Below are 19,223 nucleotides of genomic sequence, written 5' to 3' on the forward strand. Positions count from 1 at the left end.
ACATACCAACTGGTAGGTATGTTATTAAGTTAGAGATTATTCTGCAAGCATTTTAAGCCTATTTTTAATTTTTAACGGACTGTACGTGTTGTTGCAAAAATTCTAAAGTGCGATCAAAGGTCTGCTGGCTGGCCTTTTTACTCATCATAAATTGATATTCATGTACCAAATATTCTTTCGAATCTGGATAAAATACCGCCGTCACAGGTACATTATTTGCCTTCAATTTTTCTACAAAAGGCTCAGATTGCGTTTTGGTTAAAAAATCTTTATTGCCACCGCTGATAAATACTGGCGGATAATTTGCATTAATATTTGAGGCCGTTGAAATACGCGTTAAAAACTCGGCATCATCTTTTTTGTCTCCGGTATACGCCTGAACCAAGTTATAGACGCCCCACTCGATCAGTCCAATCTCGTCGGGTGCAGTATTTACAAAGCTGTTTAAATCATAAATACCACAATGTAAAATCAGCCCTTTAAGCTGTGAAGGCTTTAATACAGGTTGAATCTTTGACGCTTGCGCAAAATCTGGATTTGTAACCAAAGTTGCATAATGACTGGCCATATTTGCACCTGCAGAATCCCCTGCCAAATACATATTTTGCGAATCAATGCCATATTGTGCCGCATGTAGATTCAAAAACGTCAGTGCTGCATCTATTTGGTTGAGCTGTGCAGGATAAATGGCTTCAGGTGCAAACTGATATTGAACAGAAACCACGTTATAGCCTTGGGCTGCGAGCCGTTTAAAATATCCACCTGCATGCTCTTTTGAACCTGAGACCCAACCGCCCCCGTGGATCCAAACAATCGTTGGTCTTGGTGCAATCGCCATACTAGTTTCAGGTTGATAGATATCCAAGTTTAAATTTGGATTTTGTAGATATTGAATATTTGACTGCACAATAACATTGTCAGGAGCATGTAGGTTGATGAAGGTCTTTTGAACTTGTGTCGATAAATTAAAAGCACCTGCAATCACTTTGGTACTACTTTGCGTGTTTTGACAACCAGACAAATGCAATACTGAACACATGCTAAGTACAACCAACCCTGCTTTATATGACATATCAAACTATCCAATCGCATCAATTTTGTTATAAATCTTAGATTTAAAACTGTATATAGTTTAGGCTTATTTTCATAAAGTTCAAATTGATCTTTTAAGCTCAAAATCCGAGAAAATTGGTCGATTTTATTTTAATATTTTTTGAGCAAAGTCCGAGTTTTCCGCTCAGATTTATTTGACGACTTATCGACATTAATTTATGTAATTTTATGAATTTACAATATTTTTTAGATTAATAAATTGAACCATGCACGACAATGTGTTATCAATAATCTATAGGGTTTAAAAGCAAAATTACAGGAGATTGTTCCATGTCATATCAAAACATTTTAGTACCTGTCGATGGTTCAGAAATCTCGTTTTCTGCAGTTAAAAAAGCTGCAATTATTGCCAAGGCGTTTAACAGCCAACTCACTTTAATCAGCCTTGTTGCTGAAGACCCATTTACCGATGCAGACTTCTATTATTCTTCATCAATCATGAAAGAATATTTCGTACAAGCTTATGCAAATGCTGAATCTGCTTTGAAAGAAGCTGTGCAAATTACAACTGAAGTGGGTGTAGAAGCACAAAGTAAAATCATTAAAGGCCAAGTTTCTGCTGAAGGTGTGGTAGAAGCAGCCAATGAAGTCAAAGCCGATTTGATTGTGATGGGTTCACATGGTCGTAAAGGCTTTAAGAAAATGCTACTCGGCAGCTTCGCACAAGATGTACTCAGTAATACTGAATTACCTGTGTTGGTTGTAAAAGCTTAAGATGACTAAGCCCACATCATGTGGGCTTTTTTCTATTCAGCACACCCTTCACCCATAGGCTTACCCTTTTGTCTAATTCATACAATATCGTGAATAGAGCAAGATTAGATTGATAACATTTAAAATATTAAGGAAGCAGATATGAGTCAATATCAACAAATTTTAGTCCCTGTGGATGAATCTCCAATTTCATATTCTGCTGTTGAACATGCGCTCAGCTTGGCTAAAAGTCAAAATGCACAAGTGACCATTGTCAGTGTTGTTGCTGTTGATCCATTCGTTGGTGTCGATTTCTATGCTGTTGCACCTGCAATCACTGAATATTTTATGCAAGCTGAAAAAAGTGCTCAGCTGCGTTTAGAAGATATCAAACAAACCTTTGTACGTGATGGTATCGAAGTTAAAACTCGTTTGATTCATGGTGTATCGCCAACTGAAGGGATTTTACAAGTGGCTGATGAAATCTCTGCGGATTTAATCATCATGGGTTCGCATGGACGCACAGGTTTAAAAAAAGCCATGCTGGGCAGCGTAGCACAAAATATTTTAACGCAGTGCCCAATTCCTGTTTTGATCATCAAGCAGTAAACTAAGATTCATAAAAAAGCCCTCAATTGAGGGCTTTTCTTCTTTTAGATCAATTAAACACGTTATTTAAATACACAATTCGTTCTGTAGTTTTCTGATTAAAACATTTGGTATATTGCAACTCTTGATTTTGCGTATTCATCGCATCATCCCAGTATTGCGAATGCTTTTGATAAGTCTCTTTTTCACTTTCATTTAATGAATAAACACTTTTTTGTGCAAGCACTTTACAGTCGATATCACGCTTTTCAAACCAGTCTGCTTGATCTTGCTGTAACTGCGCCTTTTGTTCATCACTAAAACGATCCCAAGTCTGATTGAGACGGTCCACCACTTTGGCATTATCCTGATCTAGCTCTTTCTTACGAATATCCATCGCCTTTTGTGCAAGGCTCATTTTTTGAGATTGACTCTCCATCCCTTGCTGATAGGATTCTTCGTCTCGCTTATTTTGAGCACTATATGCCGCATATAGCACCGCATGACGTGTCACTGTTACAACGCTATCAATTACGTCATTTTGACTTGGGACACTTAAACTTAAACCATCTTTGTCCGTTTTAGTGATGCTATAGCTAAAGTTCCCTTTAAGCTGATCATTGTCCATGCTTAAGCCTGACTCACCATCTTCGAGTGAATCATTCAAAGTATAATTACCACGTTCTTCACAGCCTTCGTTACATGGTCGTTCAGCATAGGCGTTTTCAGCACGCTTTTGTAATCCTTTCGGGAAAACCACCAACAATTGACTGCTACATTCCAATGTTTTGGCTTTATTAGGGTCTTCAGTTAAAGTCGTGACATTTTGAATGTTAAATTTTAGATTTTTTACAATCAGATCCATGAGTTGCTGATCGGCTTCATAATCTGACTGACGTATTTCTTTGTTTAATTCTTTGAGATATTCTTTTTTTAAATGATCTTGCAATTGGTCAATATTGGCTTGTGCAGTACAACTCCAATCTTCCAAAGCAGGCGCTTCCGTTTTGGCTTCAGTATCTTTTTTATTTTTAAAATTATCACAGCCGGATATCAATGCCGCAGACAACATGAGGCTCGTGATGACTATTTTTTTCATTGTATAAGTACCATTATGATTTTATTCTTCGGGCGTATTTTACTCAAAAATACAGAGCTTTGACGAGAAAAATCCCCGCATGTGCAGGGATTTTTTATATATCATCTCATTTAGTACGGTTTTAATTGGTCTTTTCAGTTACGCCTTCGCTGGTGACATCTCGTACTTTACCATTCTCGGTATTTAAAACTTCAAACTCAATACGACGGTTTTTGAATTGACCTTCTTTGGTGCTGTTTTCTGCTACCGGTTTTTCTTGACCATAACCCACCGCTTGAAGCTGTGCAGGATCAACGCCTTTCGACACCAAGTAATCCACCACAGCTTGTGCACGCTCTTGCGATAAAGCTTTATTCGCTTCCGCATTACCCACAGCATCGGTATGACCTTGTACAGTCAGATGTACTTCTGTAGCGCGCTGCATTAACGCTGCCGCTTGATCCAAAATCGATTTATTCACGTCAGGAATATCAGATGAACCTGTCGCAAAATTAATAATTTGTAAGTTCAGCGCAGTCGCAACATCTAGAGCACGAACTTGTTCAGGGTTAATACTCGCTAATGCTTTTTGTGCATCAGTAATACTGTTATCTACTGCAGTTTGTTCACTCACACCTTCTTGAACCAATACCGTCATATTTTTTGCTAAAGGCTTAATTTGATTGGCAAGGCTTTGAGCATCCGCAGGATTTTGCGACAAAATCGATAACTGATTTTCTGTCCAGGTTAAAGTGGTATTTGGCACACCTTTAAGTTTTTGCAGAACCGTTGGAATGGTATCTTGATCAATAAATTGAGTATGGTAACTGGCATCAGATGAAGCACCACAACCCGTATTAAAGTTAAAGATCTGTTTGACTTGTTGCTGCAAAATTTCAAGATAATTTGAATCACCAGTTTGAATTTGACAGTTGGTTAACTGTCCATCTGTACCGGTGCTAAATTGCAAATGTGCTGGCTGAGATGCAGCAGGCTGTGCAACCGTTGTTGCAGAGGTGGTTGGTTCTTCTTTATTAGTACAAGACTTAAACCAAAATGCGATCAGACCCAATAATATAAGCAGCGCAATAATTGGCAATAACCAATTCGAGCGTTTTTCTTCAACGATAACAGGTGTTGGTTCAACAACAGGCGCTTGGTGTAACGTACGGCCAGCTGCAGTGTTTACCCCTAAACCTGCGAGTAAAGGCACTGCCCATTGTGGTAGTGCCGCCAAAATGCTATCTGCATGATTATCAAGTAAATGCGTGATTGCGACGGGATCAGATGAACCCGCTTCATTTTCAAGTGCCCCTAAAGTTGGAGCTATAGAGTGGTTTAAGGTTTGCTCTATTTCTGACGTTGTGGCCGTACCGCCACCGAGATGTTGCAAAAATTGATCTTTTAATGTGGGATTTGCTGAAAATATATCACTAATACGAGGGTTTAACTGTTTTTGAAAGGCATCAATAAATTCAGGTTTGGATCGAAAAATATTTAACAGGAATGGAATAAACTGGCTAATGGCTGAATTTTTTTCAGTTAAGTGTTGTGTATCACCGTCCAGCACAATCGAGGAGACGTGCTGCTTAATCAGCGCTAATAAGTCTATATTCATATTTGTACTCCATGCGGTTGTCATTATTTTCATGTGTACTTTAGTTTATATGCTTATTTTTTGATCAAATGTAATAATTTGTTCGGACTTGTCAGCGCGTTAATTTCTTTTCTATTTTCAATCTATAAATTTCAATCCTCATAAAAAAAGCCAGCCGAAGCTGACTTTTAGATATCAAATTAAAATGCTAAGACTCAACATTTTCCATATTGAGCTTCAGCTTAAACGGCATAAAAAGCTTGAAGCACTTTACCTTTAACGGTGTGCTGAATTAATGGTGTGTTCTTACCATTTGACACAATCGTGTCTTTATTGATGGTCCACTCAAGCTCTGGATCAACAAGCACCCAACCCGCTTCATCTGCCCAACGTTGTTGCATATTGGCTACTTTAGCAGGTGCGAGTGTGACTTTTTCAACCCATTCCAGTGGGCTTAATAGGCCTTCTTGAATCAGTTGAATACCAAAAGGCACATAAGTATCAAATGCGGTAAAACCGGGCTGTGTTTCAGCAAAAGGCGCCATTTTCGCAGAGCTGCTCAGTGGCTCATGATGCGTACAAATCGCGTCAATCACACCGTCTTTTACCGCTTGGCGGAGCAAGTCTCTATCTTGCTCAGAACGCAGCGGCGGACGCACATGCGCAAGTGAATTAAAGCCGTCGATCAACTGATCAGTTAAATGCAATTGGTGCATGGCTACATCGCAAGTGACCGGTAAGCCTTTTGCTTTGGCATGTTTAATCAATTCAACAGATGCGCCTGATGACAACAGACCAAAGTGCGCACGCACTTTAGTAGCTTCAATCATCAGTAAATATTTTGCAATGGCTACGGTTTCCGCTAATGCAGGGATCATCGGTAAACCTTGACGAGATGCGACAAAGCCTTCATGCACACAGCCATCTTTGGCAATCTGCGGTTCTTCGGCATAGAATACAACGGTCATGTTCAGACCCGCAGCATATTCCAAGGTACGAATCACCACATCATCGTCCATAAATGGCGCATTAGCATTCGATACCGCAGTACAGCCACCTTTTTTCAAACCCGCCATATTCGCAGGCTGCTTGCCTAACAAGCCTTGAGTTTGCGCGCCAATCACCTGCAGATAAATACCGCCGTCCAGCATGGCTTTTTCCACCAGGCCATGAATCAATGCACCATTGTCTTGCACAATCGGTTTAGAGTCAGGCGGGGTAAACACATGCAAAATACCATTCGCACGCGCAGCCTTACCTTCTGACTTTAAAGTGCCGTGCTGCTGCTGACCCGGCTCTCGTAAACGCGCGCAAAGGTCAACCATACTTGGCATCAGCCATTTGCCTTGACCATCAATGGTTTCAGCGGCATTGCTTTCGGCAACCAATCGGCCATTTTCAATATAAACTGTCTGTACGCTGTCAGTTTGATTGATTGGATCTAAGACACGTACATTTTCAACTTTAACAATACTCATGACTATCCCTTAAACCGCAATCGCTTCAATTAAACCTTTTTCTTGCAACTGACCTTGCATTGCCAAAGCCAGTACCGCCATACGTACCGCAATACCATTGGTCACCTGATGTAAAATCACCGACTGAGCACCATCGGCAATACTCGAGTCAATTTCAACACCGCGGTTCATCGGTCCCGGATGCATCACGATGCAGTCAGGTGTTGCCAAAGCCAAGCGCTCTTTATTCAAACCGTACATTTTGTAGAATTCGGCTTGAGATGACAGCGCAGGAGAATCAATACGTTCATTTTGAATACGTAAAGTAATAATCACATCGCAGTCTTGAATGCCGTCTTCCATATTGTTGAACAGACGAATGCCTTCGCCATAATCATCAAAACCGTAAGGCAGCAAAGTATTTGGCGCAATGACACGAATATCTTTACAGCCCAATGTTTGTAATGCAGCGACATCTGAACGGGCAACACGCGAATGCTTAATATCGCCAATGATGGCAATGGAAATGTCTTCAAAATTCTTTTTGGTTTCACGGCGAATCGTCAACATATCCAACATGGCTTGCGTAGGATGCGCATGACGGCCATCGCCTGCATTGATGATTGCCACATGCGGACAAACATCTTTGGCAATAAAGTGCGGCGCGCCTGACGATGAATGACGAACCACGAAAATGTCGGTCGCCATCGCTTCTAAATTCCACAAGGTATCACGCAGTGTCTCGCCTTTTGATGTACTTGAACGTGCAATATCAATGTTCAATACGTTTGCAGACAGACGTTTTGCTGCCGCTTCAAAAGTGGTACGGGTACGTGTTGAATTTTCAAAAAACAGGTTCATTACCGTACGACCTTCTAAAAGGTTGTTGGTAATCAGCTGATTTTGGTCATTAAAAAAGGACTGTGCAGTGTCCAATATTTTTGTGAGAGTTTCTTTAGAAAGGCCTTCGATGGTGAGGAAATGTTTTAAGTTACCATCTTGGTTGAGTTGAATCTGGCTCGGTGTATGCAATGCCGCCAAGTGCATGAGAGATTCCTTATCGTTAAGTTAACGCATTATACAGAGAATCTTGGCAAATGGCAGTTGAAGTTTTCAACGTTCAATGCAAACGCATGATGTTATTCAAAATGAATTTTCAAATTCCTATCTATCATTTCAATTAGATAAATTAAACGTTTTAAATTAAACTTCACCTTTCCCCTTTCAAAAAGCCTTCAAACAGAACTTCAATCCACCTTTATTTTTAATTGAATTGGATACTTTCAAAAAATAAAGTTCAGCTGTAAACAGCCGCCTTCTGCGCAGTTCAACAACTCTTGAAATAAGGAAGTTGGTTTATACATCAGGCTGTGCGCAGCAAGAAAAAATGCCTACTGCTCACAGCAGGATTGAATTAACGCAATGCGCCAATATAACGATGTGCAACCTGTGCTTTACAAATGTCTTCCGCAGTCGGTTCGCTCATTAAAATTTCTGCTGTTTCATGCGATACTGAGTTAACCATTGATTCTTCTGGTACTGAAACTGCAACTTCATGCAAATTCAACTCACTATATAAACGTGCAACTAAACGAGATAATTCAGGATCAGCCGTTGCCAAAGCCAAATTAGAAACAAAGCGTGCATATTCGACATTTTCAACTACATATAATGCGTCAATAACCCGACCTGACACACGACGTAAACGCGCATAGATTAAGGTTGCGATTGAAAATGCGTTTGATTGACTATTGATTGCCAGCCCTGTCATAAATACCCCCAATGATATCAATATTATAAAGATCGAATTTTGATCAGTGTTATAGCAATTTTTGTACCATTAAGTGATATTTCTCACAATGTACACAGAATAAATTTGATAAAGTCATTCAAATCTACCGATATTTCTCCCGTTTCAGCGCAATATCGTCCGCCCAAATCCCCGAAAATACGTTAAAATATGCGATTGCTTTTTTGCCTTTGGAAATTTACATGAATTCGAAACCGCGTCTTTCTACATATTGGGTTACCTGTGCAGATGGACTGGAAACCTTACTCCGCGAGGAAATTGAAGGTTTAGGTGTTCAAAATATTGAACAGTTCCCGGGTCGTCTTGTATTCAAAGGCACACTTGAAGATGCATACCGTATTTGCATGTGGTCACGTTTGGCTTCACGTGTACTCACCCCGATTCATACACATGAATTAGAGTTCACGCATGATGCACGTGATGTAGCGGAAGAGCTCTATGAAGGTGCAATAAACTTTGATTGGTCACTTATTTTTGCACCACAAAGTACATTTGCCGTTCGTTTACATATTGAACGTGACATCAAAGTCAATTCTCAGTTCGCAACTTTACGTGTCAAAGATGGTGTGGTCGATTCCTTTATGGAAGCTGTGGGCAAACGTCCAAGCATTGACATTAAGCAACCTGAAATTACGTTGTATGTATTAGCTGGCAAAACTGAACATACTTATTGCTTAGATTTATCAGGTGATTCTCTGCATAAACGCGGCTACCGTCGCTACATGACAGATGCGCCGATTAAAGAAAATCTAGCGGCTGCCATCTTACAGAAAGCAAAACTTAAACAACATCAACCCGATATTATTTTGGACCCAATGTGTGGTTCAGGGACATTTATCATTGAATCATTAATGATTTTGACTGACCGCGCGCCAGGCCTTGTTCGTCGTTTTGGTTTTAATGGTTGGAATGGTCATGACCATGAACTTTGGATGTCAATTAAAGGCGAAGCGGCTGAGCGTCATAAAGCTGCACTTGAAAACCCTCTCCCACAATTCTATGCATTTGATGCAGACTGGGAAGCGGTAAAAGCGACCAAACAAAATATTATTGCTGCAGGTTTCGAATCTGTACTTGATCAAATTAAAATTGAAGAACGTACACTTGCAGACTGGCCAGAATTCCAAGCAACAGGTAAGAAAAGCTTTGTTGTCACTAATCCTCCATACGGCGAGCGTTTAGGTGATAAAGCCTCTAACCGCGCACTGTATTTAGGTCTATCAGCATTATTACAAAAGAACTTCCCAAATCAGCCAGCTGCAATTATTGCAGCACAAGTTGAACAGGCCGATGTCCTTGCCTTTAATGATCCGCAAATTTTGCGTTTGATGAATGGTAAGCTCCCAATTTACGTCCGTTTTGGTACAGTCAAACCTGCAGCAGTTCAAAAGCCTTTCCTCGAGCATTGGGAACCTCAACAATTTGAAAAAATTGAAGGTGCAGAAGACTTTACTAACCGTCTGCAAAAAAACATGCAGAATCTTAAAAAATGGGCAGTTAAAGAAAATATTTTCTGCCTACGTTTATATGATGCCGATTTGCCAGACTTTAATGTCGCGGTAGATTTGTATGGTGATCGTTTACACGTACAAGAATATGCACCACCGAAAAAAATTGACCCTGAAAAAGCCAAAAAACGCTTTAACTTAGCACTTCAAGCGATTCGTGCAGTGACAGGCTTAGGTCGTGATGCGATTTTCATTAAAACACGTGCTCGCCAAGAAGGTAAAAATCAGTACACCAAACAAAGTACTGCGTCTAAACGTTTTATCGTGCAAGAGGGCAAAGCAAAGATTTTGGTGAACCTAACAGACTACCTCGATACAGGTCTGTTCCTTGACCATCGTCAAATGCGTCTACGGATTGCCAAAGAAGCCAAAGGTAAACACTTCCTCAACTTATACAGCTATACCTCTACAGCGAGCTTACATGCAGCGCTTGGCGGTGCAGCAAGTACGACCAGTGTCGATTTGTCAAATACCTACCTAAACTGGTCTAAAGAGAACTTTGTACTGAATGGTTTGACAGTAGATCATGCAGATGAACAACATCAGTTCTTCTCTAGCGACTGTTTTGAATGGTTGAAAGAAGGTCACGAGCAATATGACCTGATCTTTATTGACCCACCAACATTCTCTAACTCTAAAAAGTTCTATGGTACGTTTGATGTCCAACGCGACCATATGTCTTTGCTTAAACGTGCCATGAACCGTTTAACCACTGACGGAACGCTTTACTTCTCAAACAACTACCGTGGTTTTGAGATGGACGATGTGATCATGGCAATGTTTGACGTTGAAGAAATCAGCAATGAAACCATTGGCCTAGACTTTAAACGTAATACCAAAATTCACCGTGCATGGAAAATCACTCATCCACAAATCTAAGGTTTGACTTTAGAAATTCCTGATCTATGAAATGAAGCACGTCAGTGCTTCATTTCAACCACAACTCCATCTGGATACGTTACTCGAATATTTTCATGTCGCTCTTGCAGCACAATACGGTTAATCGGTGCGACTTCTGGAGATTGTATTAACCCGACCTGATCCGCTGCCCTTTTCTTTTGAAGCAAATAATCACTCATGGTTGAGCCTTCAAGCTGCGTCTCTTGAATGATCTTATTATTACGATTAGATTTATGATTTGAATTTTTCTGCTGCTCTTCTTTGGGTTTAGCTGCCTCACTCTCAATAATATCTAAGGTTTCTTCACTAAACTTTTTTTTCCCTTGCGTTTCATTCGACAAGCGTTGATCTGAAATTGACGTCCCCGCAAAAGCTATAGACTGAACAGCAATTAAAAAAATGCTACTAACAAGACTGTGTTTTACCCAAGAACATTTAGGCATGGATGAATGAACAAGTTTCCGTCTAAAAAAATAATCGTGTGACATGGTGTCTTTCCTATTGTTGTTTTCATTGGCTAGTTGCCCATTGACGCTAGCAACTTTTCAACTGTTCAACAATGGCTAGGCCGCTGTGTTCCGATAAACTGAAAATCATAATTCTGTAGCCAAAAATACAAAACCGCCAATCTATGACGGTTTTATATTTTTTAAACTTAACTACTCACTACTGGTTGCTTATTTCTTTTGTATGGCTTGACCAAAAAGCTTTTGACCGAACTTATATTGCATACTCATGACCATGTTATTGCCATCGCGCTTGCCTTGCCCTGATGTTTCAAAGCCTGCAAACATGGCTTCGGCTTCCTGTCCTGACAAACTTTTTCCCTGTAATTGCAAAAAGTTATTCATGATTGCAGTCATCATATTTTTATCAAAACTTAAGTCTGCTTGAAAATCCAGTAAGCTCGGCACCATTTTAATAAAAGACTCCATTGAGGCATGGTGACCCGGCATGACTTTCCCCACGACATTTGCAGAGGCTTTACCTCCACCAATACTGATCGAATTATCTTTAGACTCAAAATCAAAACCTTGGCTTGCGATAGCTAAGAAAGCTTGAATCATTTCTTCACTTGATTCACCCACTGCATCACATGAATTTTCCACCTGATGCAAAAGTTCACTAAATGCACGAACTTTATCTAGATTAACTTTATGCAATGCCAAATTCAGTGCGAAATCTTTAGTGACCGGTGAACCTGGGAAATCCATCTCATCAGCTTTTAAGTAGCCTTCAAAGTCCACATCATGTTTATTTAGTTCGATCTCCCAACGCAATTGCATACCACGCATGCCGCCTGAGAACTTTTGATCTAAACGTTTGATAGAAGCCGCTTGGATTTCAACAAAACCATTTTCGAGATTTTTCTGATTTAAACCTTGATTGGTCTTCATCGAAAAATTTTGCACCATGGTTTGCATTGGACCTTCACTCAACCGAACCACAGGTAAATGGATTGAAAGCTCAGATACCTTAGTGGCTTGCCCCGGTAGACTACTGATCCGAATTTGCAATTGGCTGGCATCAGCTTGTACCGTTGCACCTTGTGCAGTCGTTTTAAATGCAGGAATCTGTAGATCTGTTTTACTTTGACCAATCCAATTGACCAACGTTTTTGCCGTTAAGTCCGTACCAAAAAGCTTGGCATATTCGGACGTACTTTGTTGTTGAACAATCTTAAAGTTCGAGTTGATGTTATAACCTTTCAACCCACGTTGAATCTGATCGGTACCCTTCAACACGATCACTTCTTTGGGTTTACACGGGTCTGTTTTCAGAGTTAATACCCAATCGACCGTTCCGCCCATCAAGCCCATTTGATAATTGCTGTACTTCACATCAACATCTTGTACGGCTGCTGACCAATTTTTCTGTGTATAAAATTGGGAAAGAGATTTATCTGCATATAAATTCCCTCCCACCACAGCTGCTGAAAGCACCACTAAACTGCCAATTCCCCACATCAATTTTGACATGTCTTTCTCATTCTGATTATTCTTTGCGCAGTATACTGAAGAACTCAGTTACATAAGTACACAATTAGAATGATTTTAAATGATTAATTTGGCAGTTTTAATTGATTTTTTGATGGCTATCACTTTAACTATATACGCCCAGCTTCAAAATAACTTATACGTTTACGATCAAACGCGGCATATGGATTGCCTTTAAAACTATGAAAATAGTGCTTGGCTTTTAACACGTGAGAGGTGGTATTTTTCATCCATCCTATACGTGGGTCCTTCTCTGACAGAGTGATGCAATAGGTTTCTTTGCCACGTCGCTTGGTCTGTTGCTTGGCATGAAAAACTAAACTTGCAAATACATCTAGATGTTCAGGATGACATAGTGGACTATGCAGCATTAAATAATCGAAAGTTCCCTGAATTTTTGGCAGTGATAATACACCACGCACACTGGCATAGGCATTATAAAAAGGCTTCATCAACTTTAATGACCTTGAATAATCGATCACTCGAGTTTGTTTAAAACTTTTTTGATTCCATAAGCCATAAAGTCCAACCAACTGATTGTGCTGATCATAAATCAAATAAAAATCGTCCAGATTTAAGCCTGCCCAAAATGGATTTTGACCATCAACCAAAGCATTAAAATCATAGCTAGGTAAAAAATTATAATGGTCTTTCATTTTTAAAATGAAATCATTCGCTTCATCTACACGTTCAGCAGTCAGGGTTTTAAATTGATATTGATTGAAAGTTTTTGGTTTCACGGCCTGTGAAACGGTAAAGGTTCGAATTTCATCATAAAAATATGGCAGCGGAAATCCAGATCTTTCATGATGTAAAATACTGGCAGCGACAATATTGTCGTTTAAAACCACACTTTCAAAAATCGTGTCTTGTGGTATTTCATCATGGAGATAGTCCATCAATAAGCGCATGACTTTAGCACCACGATACGCTGGATTCATTCTTAAATCGGCGACATAACGCATCAGGTCAGGCTGACCATTGATATAACAATAACGCCATCCCAAATTCATCATCGCAATCACGATAGATGGATCTTCCACAGGGACAACCACTTTTAAATCTGGACGATTATACTGTGCGTGGCTGGCATCAAAATAACTGGGGTGACGCGCATGAGATAATGTGATGCCATTGCTTGGCATAGTCTCTGCACTAATTTTCATTAGTTGCTCATCATCTTCGACAGTCGCATTTCGAACCGCAAACTTAGTCTCATTCTTTGAATGATATAACGCCGTTTCGTCGAACGGTGCATCTAACACATCGATATCCATCTCAATACTCAATTATTTTTGTTTTCATTTTCTTAAGCGGCTCAGGCTTAATATTCCCTTCAATCATGCCATTGTTCATGGCTAGTGTTTTGTAGTAATCCCATGCATCTTGCACATGAACCACTTCTGGTTCATCAAGTTGTCCCAAATCCCGTGCCAATTCATAATGAAAATTATGTTTTAGTAACCGATCTAGCGCTTGAGCTGACGGTTGTTTGTCTACATTGCCTTCACTGAGTAAAACATAATGCGGTTTTTTAACCGAACATTGTTCGATACCCAAGATACTAATTGGTAAATAATCCACTTGTTTAAACTCTGCAAGGACTTTAACTGCTGCATTGTGGTCGAGCTTTTCTCCGACCAAATCAACCGTCATTTTTCGACTTAAAAATTTAAAACATGGCACTTGCTGATAAAAGTCGGTGACTTCTAATTCATCATCAATCACATAACGAATTAATCCTGAACCTGTAGTAATCACAGGACTAACGATATCGCCTATTTTCAGTTGCCAAGATGGCACCACTTTTTGGCTGTCTTGCAAAATAAATTCATAAAAATGTGACTGATAACTTAAGGTAAAACGGTTTGCAAATGGAATCGTCACTACGCCTTCAGTTGCCCATAAACCTTTACCCTCAAATGCCACCCCTGCAATTCGTTGCTGTAGCTGTACTGCCCATTGCTCTGCGCTCGCTGTATCCCAACTCGAAACCAGACTGAGTTTAGGCCACAGTTTTTTCCACGCCGTTGCTTGGGTTAAATCCAAGTCTTGTAAGCGATAGCATTGTTGACAAGATTTAGGAACTTGCAGAAAACTCAAACCCTCACGTTGCCATTGTCCAGTTTTTAAGACCTGTACAATTTCAGCTTGATGTTCTTGAATAATATCCAGCAATTGCAATGCAAATGTAGGACTCCATACCGAAATCATGCCTAAATGCTTATCTGCAACGAGATACACCGCGGTTGCAAACATGGCATCTTCGGCTGAATTTGCCATCGCAATTTCAGTCGGTACCGATTGAGTAATTTTACTCAACACTCGCTTCGACAGATTAAGCAGCGCACTGTCATCATTCAAATTTCTATTTTCTAAAAGCTTTCTCTGGCTTTCAGGCAACCATGAAACCGACCAATAATGCGTTGAGTTTTTAAGTTGTGGGTGTGTCCGATATAAATTAGTCAGCCATAAACCAATAGCCTCATCCAGTTCATCTAAAAAAGCCTGAGTATAGGGAATGAATTTAATAGCTTCACTCGACCCACTGGTCGGTTGAAACCGTACAATTTTTTCAGGCCCCAAACTATTTTTGCCACTTTGTCTGGATTGTTCAATTTGGCTTTTCCAATTGCTATAACGAGAAAGCGGATACTTTTTGGCAAATTGCTCATAGCTTAAATTTTGCGAAATGTGCTGCTTTAAAAAATGGCTTAATTTTTTACGTTGCACATTTTCTAGCTGATTTGCCTGCTGTGTATAGCGTTGAAACGCTTTGCGGCAGGCAATATTCAAAACTTGATGTGCAGTGGTGAGAAGCAATCCCATTAGGCCACCTTCGAGTCAGAACCTGTCGCAATATGTAATGTACGTGACTTATAACGTAACTTGCTGTCATGTTTACTTACACTGGTGGTCTTAGTTAAGAAACGATTTACATAACGGTATAAATCGCTCCAACGTAATTCACCAATGCACGGTAGTTCAGTTCCATCGACCCACGTTGGGTTCTTATCTTCAAAGAAAGCAATCTTGGTATTGTTTTCGCGCATCTCATGGGTGATTGGCGCAACATCTGCTTTGAGTGGTTGATAGTCTTCGCCAAAATTCAGCAGACCCGTTTCATGGTTATAGTATTCTGAGAAATATTCTTTACAGTACGATTCGACAAAGTCTTTGAGATGGGCATTTTTCTCACCATAATGTGGATAGTAGCTGTAGTAGTTATTGGCTAAGAGCAGATAAGTTTTAAAGCCTTTAGAGATTAAAATCCAATATACAGGGGTTCTTGGATGACGAAATTTAAAACTAATAATATAACGGAACATTGCTCGAGTTAATGCACGATTCCCCCAATACTCTTTCTCAATAATGGTATCACCACTGAAAAAAGCATGTCGGGCTTTACCATCAACAATAAAGTCACGCTCCATAACCGTCGAGAATCCGACAATTTGATTATTTTTCGGTTCAATAATGAAAAAAACACCGGTTTTTTCTAAGAAGTCGCGTTCAAAAATTTCATAACGGGTATTGGCATAATATTTTTGGTAAATACCATACATGCGTTTGAGTTCTTGAACAGTGATGTCATCTGTACGTTTATATAAACTATAAGGTTCTTTTTTGATCTGCCTAAGCAGTTTAAATTCCATCATAATCATAATTCCCTGTTGCCATTCATTCATGATGAACGAGCGATATTGTTTTTGTTTTACAGAACACAGTCATCTCGTTGGATGTGTGCGGACGTCATCTTAGTGGGTGAAAATGATGAAATGCAATGAACTTTACGTATTTAAACGAAAATTACGACAAGCGTAAAATTAAAAAACCCGGCCTAAACCGGGTTTCTGTTTTTACAACTGGATGTAGCAGATTTGTGCTTTTTAGTTGAGTTTTAACTTTTCAAAAGTTAGATGATCTCCTTCCGCTTGAACGACAATCGTATCTCCCGGTTGGAAAGCACCTGATAAGATTTTCTGTGCCAATGTATTTTCAACTTGTTGTTGGATAGCACGTTTCAGAGGACGTGCGCCATACACAGGGTCAAAACCAGCATCGATAAGTAATTCAAAGGCACTATCTTCAACCGCCAGACTCATGTCTTTATCTGCCAAACGTGAACGTAAGCGATCCAACTGAATATCCGCAATACCACGAATTTGCGCTTTTTGTAAAGAGTGGAAAACCACCAACTCATCAATACGGTTCACAAATTCAGGTCGGAAATGTTCAGATACCGCAGCCATAACCACAGCGCGAACTTCGTCTTTCGACGGGTTTTCACCTAATTCACGAACATCGGTTGAACCTAAGTTCGAGGTCATCACGATCACGGTGTTTTTGAAATCAATCACACGGCCTTGTGAGTCTGTTAATCGACCATCATCCAACACTTGAAGTAAGATGTTAAAGACATCTGGATGTGCTTTTTCAACCTCATCAAACAACACTACACTATAAGGTTTACGACGAACAGCCTCGGTTAACACACCACCTTCTTCATAACCCACATAGCCCGGAGGCGCACCTACTAAACGGCTCACCGAATGCTTTTCCATAAACTCTGACATGTCGATACGAATAATCGCATCATCACTGTCAAATAAGAAATTACCTAAAGCTTTGGTTAACTCAGTTTTACCTACACCTGTAGGCCCAAGGAATAAGAATGAACCACTTGGGCGGTTTGGATCGGATAATCCTGCACGAGAACGACGCACCGCATTCGACACTGCTACGACAGCTTCATCTTGACCAACTACACGGTTATGTAAGAACTCCTCCATGTGTAAGAGTTTTTCACGTTCACCTTGCAGCATTTTCGCAACAGGAATACCTGTAGCCGCACTTACCACTTCAGCGATTTCATTTTCAGTGACTTTGGTACGAATCAGTTTTGGCTCTTCGTTCACCTCGGCAACTTCTTCTTCATTCAAGCGTTTTTGCAACTCAGGAATAACACCATATTGCAAGCGGCTAGCTTCTGCTAAATCACCTTCACGTTGTGCTTTTTCAAAGGCAGTACGCGCTTTATCTAACTCGATTTGAGCTTGATTCGTTCCGTCAACCAGACGTTTTTCCGCAATCCACACTTCTTCCAAATCACTATATTCTTTTTGAACTTCAGCAATTTGTTTCTCTAGGTGCTCAACTTCAGCTTTAGAGACTGAATCTGCATCTTTTTTCACCGCTTCAAGTTGCATTTTTAACTGAATTAAGCGGCGGTCTAAACGGTCAAGTGGCTCAGGTTTTGAGTCAATTTCCATTTTGATACGTGATGCAGCTTCATCAATCAAATCAATGGCTTTGTCTGGCAACTGACGGTCTGTTATGTAACGATGCGACATTTTTGCCGCAGCAATGATCGCAGAGTCTAAAATTTGCACACCATGATGGGTTGCATATTTGTCTTTTAGACCACGTAAAATCGCAATAGTGTCTTCCACACTCGGTTCATCAACGATCACTTTTTGGAAACGACGCTCTAGAGCCGCATCTTTCTCGATATATTGGCGGTACTCATCTAAAGTGGTTGCACCTACACAGCGTAGCTCACCACGCGCTAATGCAGGTTTAAGCATATTCCCTGCATCCATTGCACCATCACCTTTACCTGCGCCAACAAGCGTATGTAATTCGTCAATGAAGAGAATGATCTCGCCATCATATTTGGCTAAATCTTTTAGAACGGCTTTAAGACGTTCTTCAAATTCACCGCGGTATTTTGCACCTGCAAGCAATGAACCAAGGTCGAGTGAAAGTACACGTTTACCTTTCAGACTTTCAGGAACTTCGCCATTAACAATACGCTGTGCCAAACCTTCTACAATCGCAGTTTTACCCACACCCGGCTCACCAATCAGTACGGGGTTGTTTTTACTACGACGCGATAAAACTTGAATGGTACGACGAATCTCTTCGTCACGACCAATAACTGGATCTAACTTGCCTTCTAATGCACGTGCATTGAGGTCTAAGGTATATTTGTTGAGTGAATCACGTTGATCTTCGTGGTTATTACTCATGACTTGTTCACCGCCTCGTATTTGTTCAATTGCATTGCGTAATTTATCTGTCGTTACGCCTACACTATTTAATAAGGTTTTGGTTTTACCCGTTTCAGCTAAACCGAGAATCACCCAATCTGTAGAAAGAAACTCATCACCCGCTTTTTGAGCGAAACTGTCGGCTAAATTCAGCGCCTTGACTGCTTCAGGATTTAGGTTGATGTCCCCTGTAGGCGTAGCAATGGTGGCAGTATCCTGTAGGGCTTGCTGAAGCTTGGTTTTTAACTCAGGAAGATTAGCACCTGCCTGTTGTAACAAGTTTTGGTTCGACGGCTCTTCAAGCAATGTCGAAAGAATATGGATTCCTTCAATGGCTGTATGGTCTTTCCCCATTGCTAAAGATTGGGCATCGGATAATGCTTGCTGCAAACGGTTTGTGAATTTTTCGAATCGCATTCTTGTTATTCC

General features: G+C 40.3%; 15 protein-coding genes. 3 read left to right on the plus strand and 12 right to left on the minus strand.

Annotated elements, in window-relative coordinates; all coding sequences use genetic code 11:
• Nucleotides 1–64: 64 nt before the first annotated feature.
• Nucleotides 65–1,072: an alpha/beta hydrolase gene (locus FTT99_RS00715; RefSeq protein ID WP_180130372.1), complete on the minus strand. Its 1,008-nt coding sequence runs from the start codon at nt 1,070–1,072 to the stop codon at nt 65–67.
• Between the two features lie 311 nt (nt 1,073–1,383).
• Here FTT99_RS00715 and FTT99_RS00720 point away from each other — a divergent pair, with 311 nt between their 5' ends.
• Both FTT99_RS00720 and FTT99_RS00725 read left to right on the plus strand, forming a co-directional pair.
• The gene (locus FTT99_RS00720) at nt 1,384–1,827 is read left to right on the plus strand and encodes a universal stress protein (RefSeq protein ID WP_078191806.1); all 444 of its coding nucleotides are present in this window, start codon (nt 1,384–1,386) and stop codon (nt 1,825–1,827) included.
• Nucleotides 1,828–1,968: 141 nt separating this feature from the next.
• Nucleotides 1,969–2,415, plus strand: coding sequence for a universal stress protein (locus tag FTT99_RS00725; protein WP_078188616.1), 447 nt, complete (start codon nt 1,969–1,971; stop codon nt 2,413–2,415).
• Nucleotides 2,416–2,464: 49 nt separating this feature from the next.
• Here the strand turns inward: FTT99_RS00725 and FTT99_RS00730 are convergent, their stop codons facing one another.
• From FTT99_RS00730 to FTT99_RS00750, 5 genes are all read right to left on the minus strand, one after another.
• A complete protein-coding gene (locus FTT99_RS00730) occupies nt 2,465–3,493 on the minus strand; it encodes a DUF1311 domain-containing protein (protein ID WP_180130370.1) in 1,029 nt (342 codons plus the stop codon).
• A 121-nt stretch (nt 3,494–3,614) separates the two neighbouring features.
• Complete coding sequence (locus FTT99_RS00735) at nt 3,615–5,090, minus strand: OmpA family protein (RefSeq protein ID WP_180130368.1); 1,476 nt, start codon at nt 5,088–5,090, stop codon at nt 3,615–3,617.
• Between the two features lie 221 nt (nt 5,091–5,311).
• The gene (locus tag FTT99_RS00740; protein ID WP_180035299.1) at nt 5,312–6,547 is read right to left on the minus strand and encodes a dihydroorotase; all 1,236 of its coding nucleotides are present in this window, start codon (nt 6,545–6,547) and stop codon (nt 5,312–5,314) included.
• Between the two features lie 9 nt (nt 6,548–6,556).
• Nucleotides 6,557–7,573 carry an aspartate carbamoyltransferase catalytic subunit gene (locus FTT99_RS00745; protein WP_180130366.1) on the minus strand — a complete coding sequence of 339 codons (1,017 nt, stop codon included), beginning with the start codon at nt 7,571–7,573 and terminating at the stop codon, nt 6,557–6,559.
• A 367-nt stretch (nt 7,574–7,940) separates the two neighbouring features.
• Entirely contained in the window at nt 7,941–8,297 is a 357-nt protein-coding gene (locus FTT99_RS00750; RefSeq protein ID WP_180122292.1) for a hypothetical protein, read from the minus strand.
• Between the two features lie 221 nt (nt 8,298–8,518).
• Between FTT99_RS00750 and rlmKL the strand changes: the two genes are divergently transcribed.
• Nucleotides 8,519–10,723, plus strand: a complete 2,205-nt coding sequence (rlmKL, locus tag FTT99_RS00755) for a bifunctional 23S rRNA (guanine(2069)-N(7))-methyltransferase RlmK/23S rRNA (guanine(2445)-N(2))-methyltransferase RlmL (protein ID WP_111884254.1) — start codon at nt 8,519–8,521, stop codon at nt 10,721–10,723.
• 41 nt (nt 10,724–10,764) lie between these two features.
• Here rlmKL and FTT99_RS00760 read toward each other — a convergent pair whose 3' ends face one another.
• From FTT99_RS00760 to clpB, 6 genes are all read right to left on the minus strand, one after another.
• Nucleotides 10,765–11,232, minus strand: coding sequence for a hypothetical protein (locus FTT99_RS00760; RefSeq protein WP_180130364.1), 468 nt, complete (start codon nt 11,230–11,232; stop codon nt 10,765–10,767).
• Between the two features lie 189 nt (nt 11,233–11,421).
• Nucleotides 11,422–12,723 carry a DUF945 family protein gene (locus tag FTT99_RS00765; RefSeq protein WP_180130362.1) on the minus strand — a complete coding sequence of 434 codons (1,302 nt, stop codon included), beginning with the start codon at nt 12,721–12,723 and terminating at the stop codon, nt 11,422–11,424.
• 128 nt (nt 12,724–12,851) lie between these two features.
• Nucleotides 12,852–14,018, minus strand: coding sequence for a GNAT family N-acetyltransferase (locus FTT99_RS00770; protein WP_180130360.1), 1,167 nt, complete (start codon nt 14,016–14,018; stop codon nt 12,852–12,854).
• A gap of 1 nt (nt 14,019) precedes the next feature.
• Nucleotides 14,020–15,570 (minus strand): GH3 auxin-responsive promoter family protein, encoded by a 1,551-nt coding sequence (locus FTT99_RS00775; protein WP_180161156.1) that lies wholly within the window; start codon nt 15,568–15,570, stop codon nt 14,020–14,022.
• Entirely contained in the window at nt 15,570–16,406 is an 837-nt protein-coding gene (locus tag FTT99_RS00780) for a hypothetical protein (RefSeq protein WP_306441826.1), read from the minus strand. Before FTT99_RS00780 ends, FTT99_RS00775 begins: the two co-directional genes overlap by 1 nt.
• 225 nt (nt 16,407–16,631) lie before the next feature.
• Complete coding sequence (gene clpB, locus FTT99_RS00785) at nt 16,632–19,211, minus strand: ATP-dependent chaperone ClpB (protein WP_180023472.1); 2,580 nt, start codon at nt 19,209–19,211, stop codon at nt 16,632–16,634.
• Between the last annotated feature and the right edge of the window lie 12 nt (nt 19,212–19,223).

This window comes from Acinetobacter sp. YH12040 (assembly GCF_013420005.1).
GTDB lineage: Bacteria > Pseudomonadota > Gammaproteobacteria > Pseudomonadales > Moraxellaceae > Acinetobacter > Acinetobacter amyesii.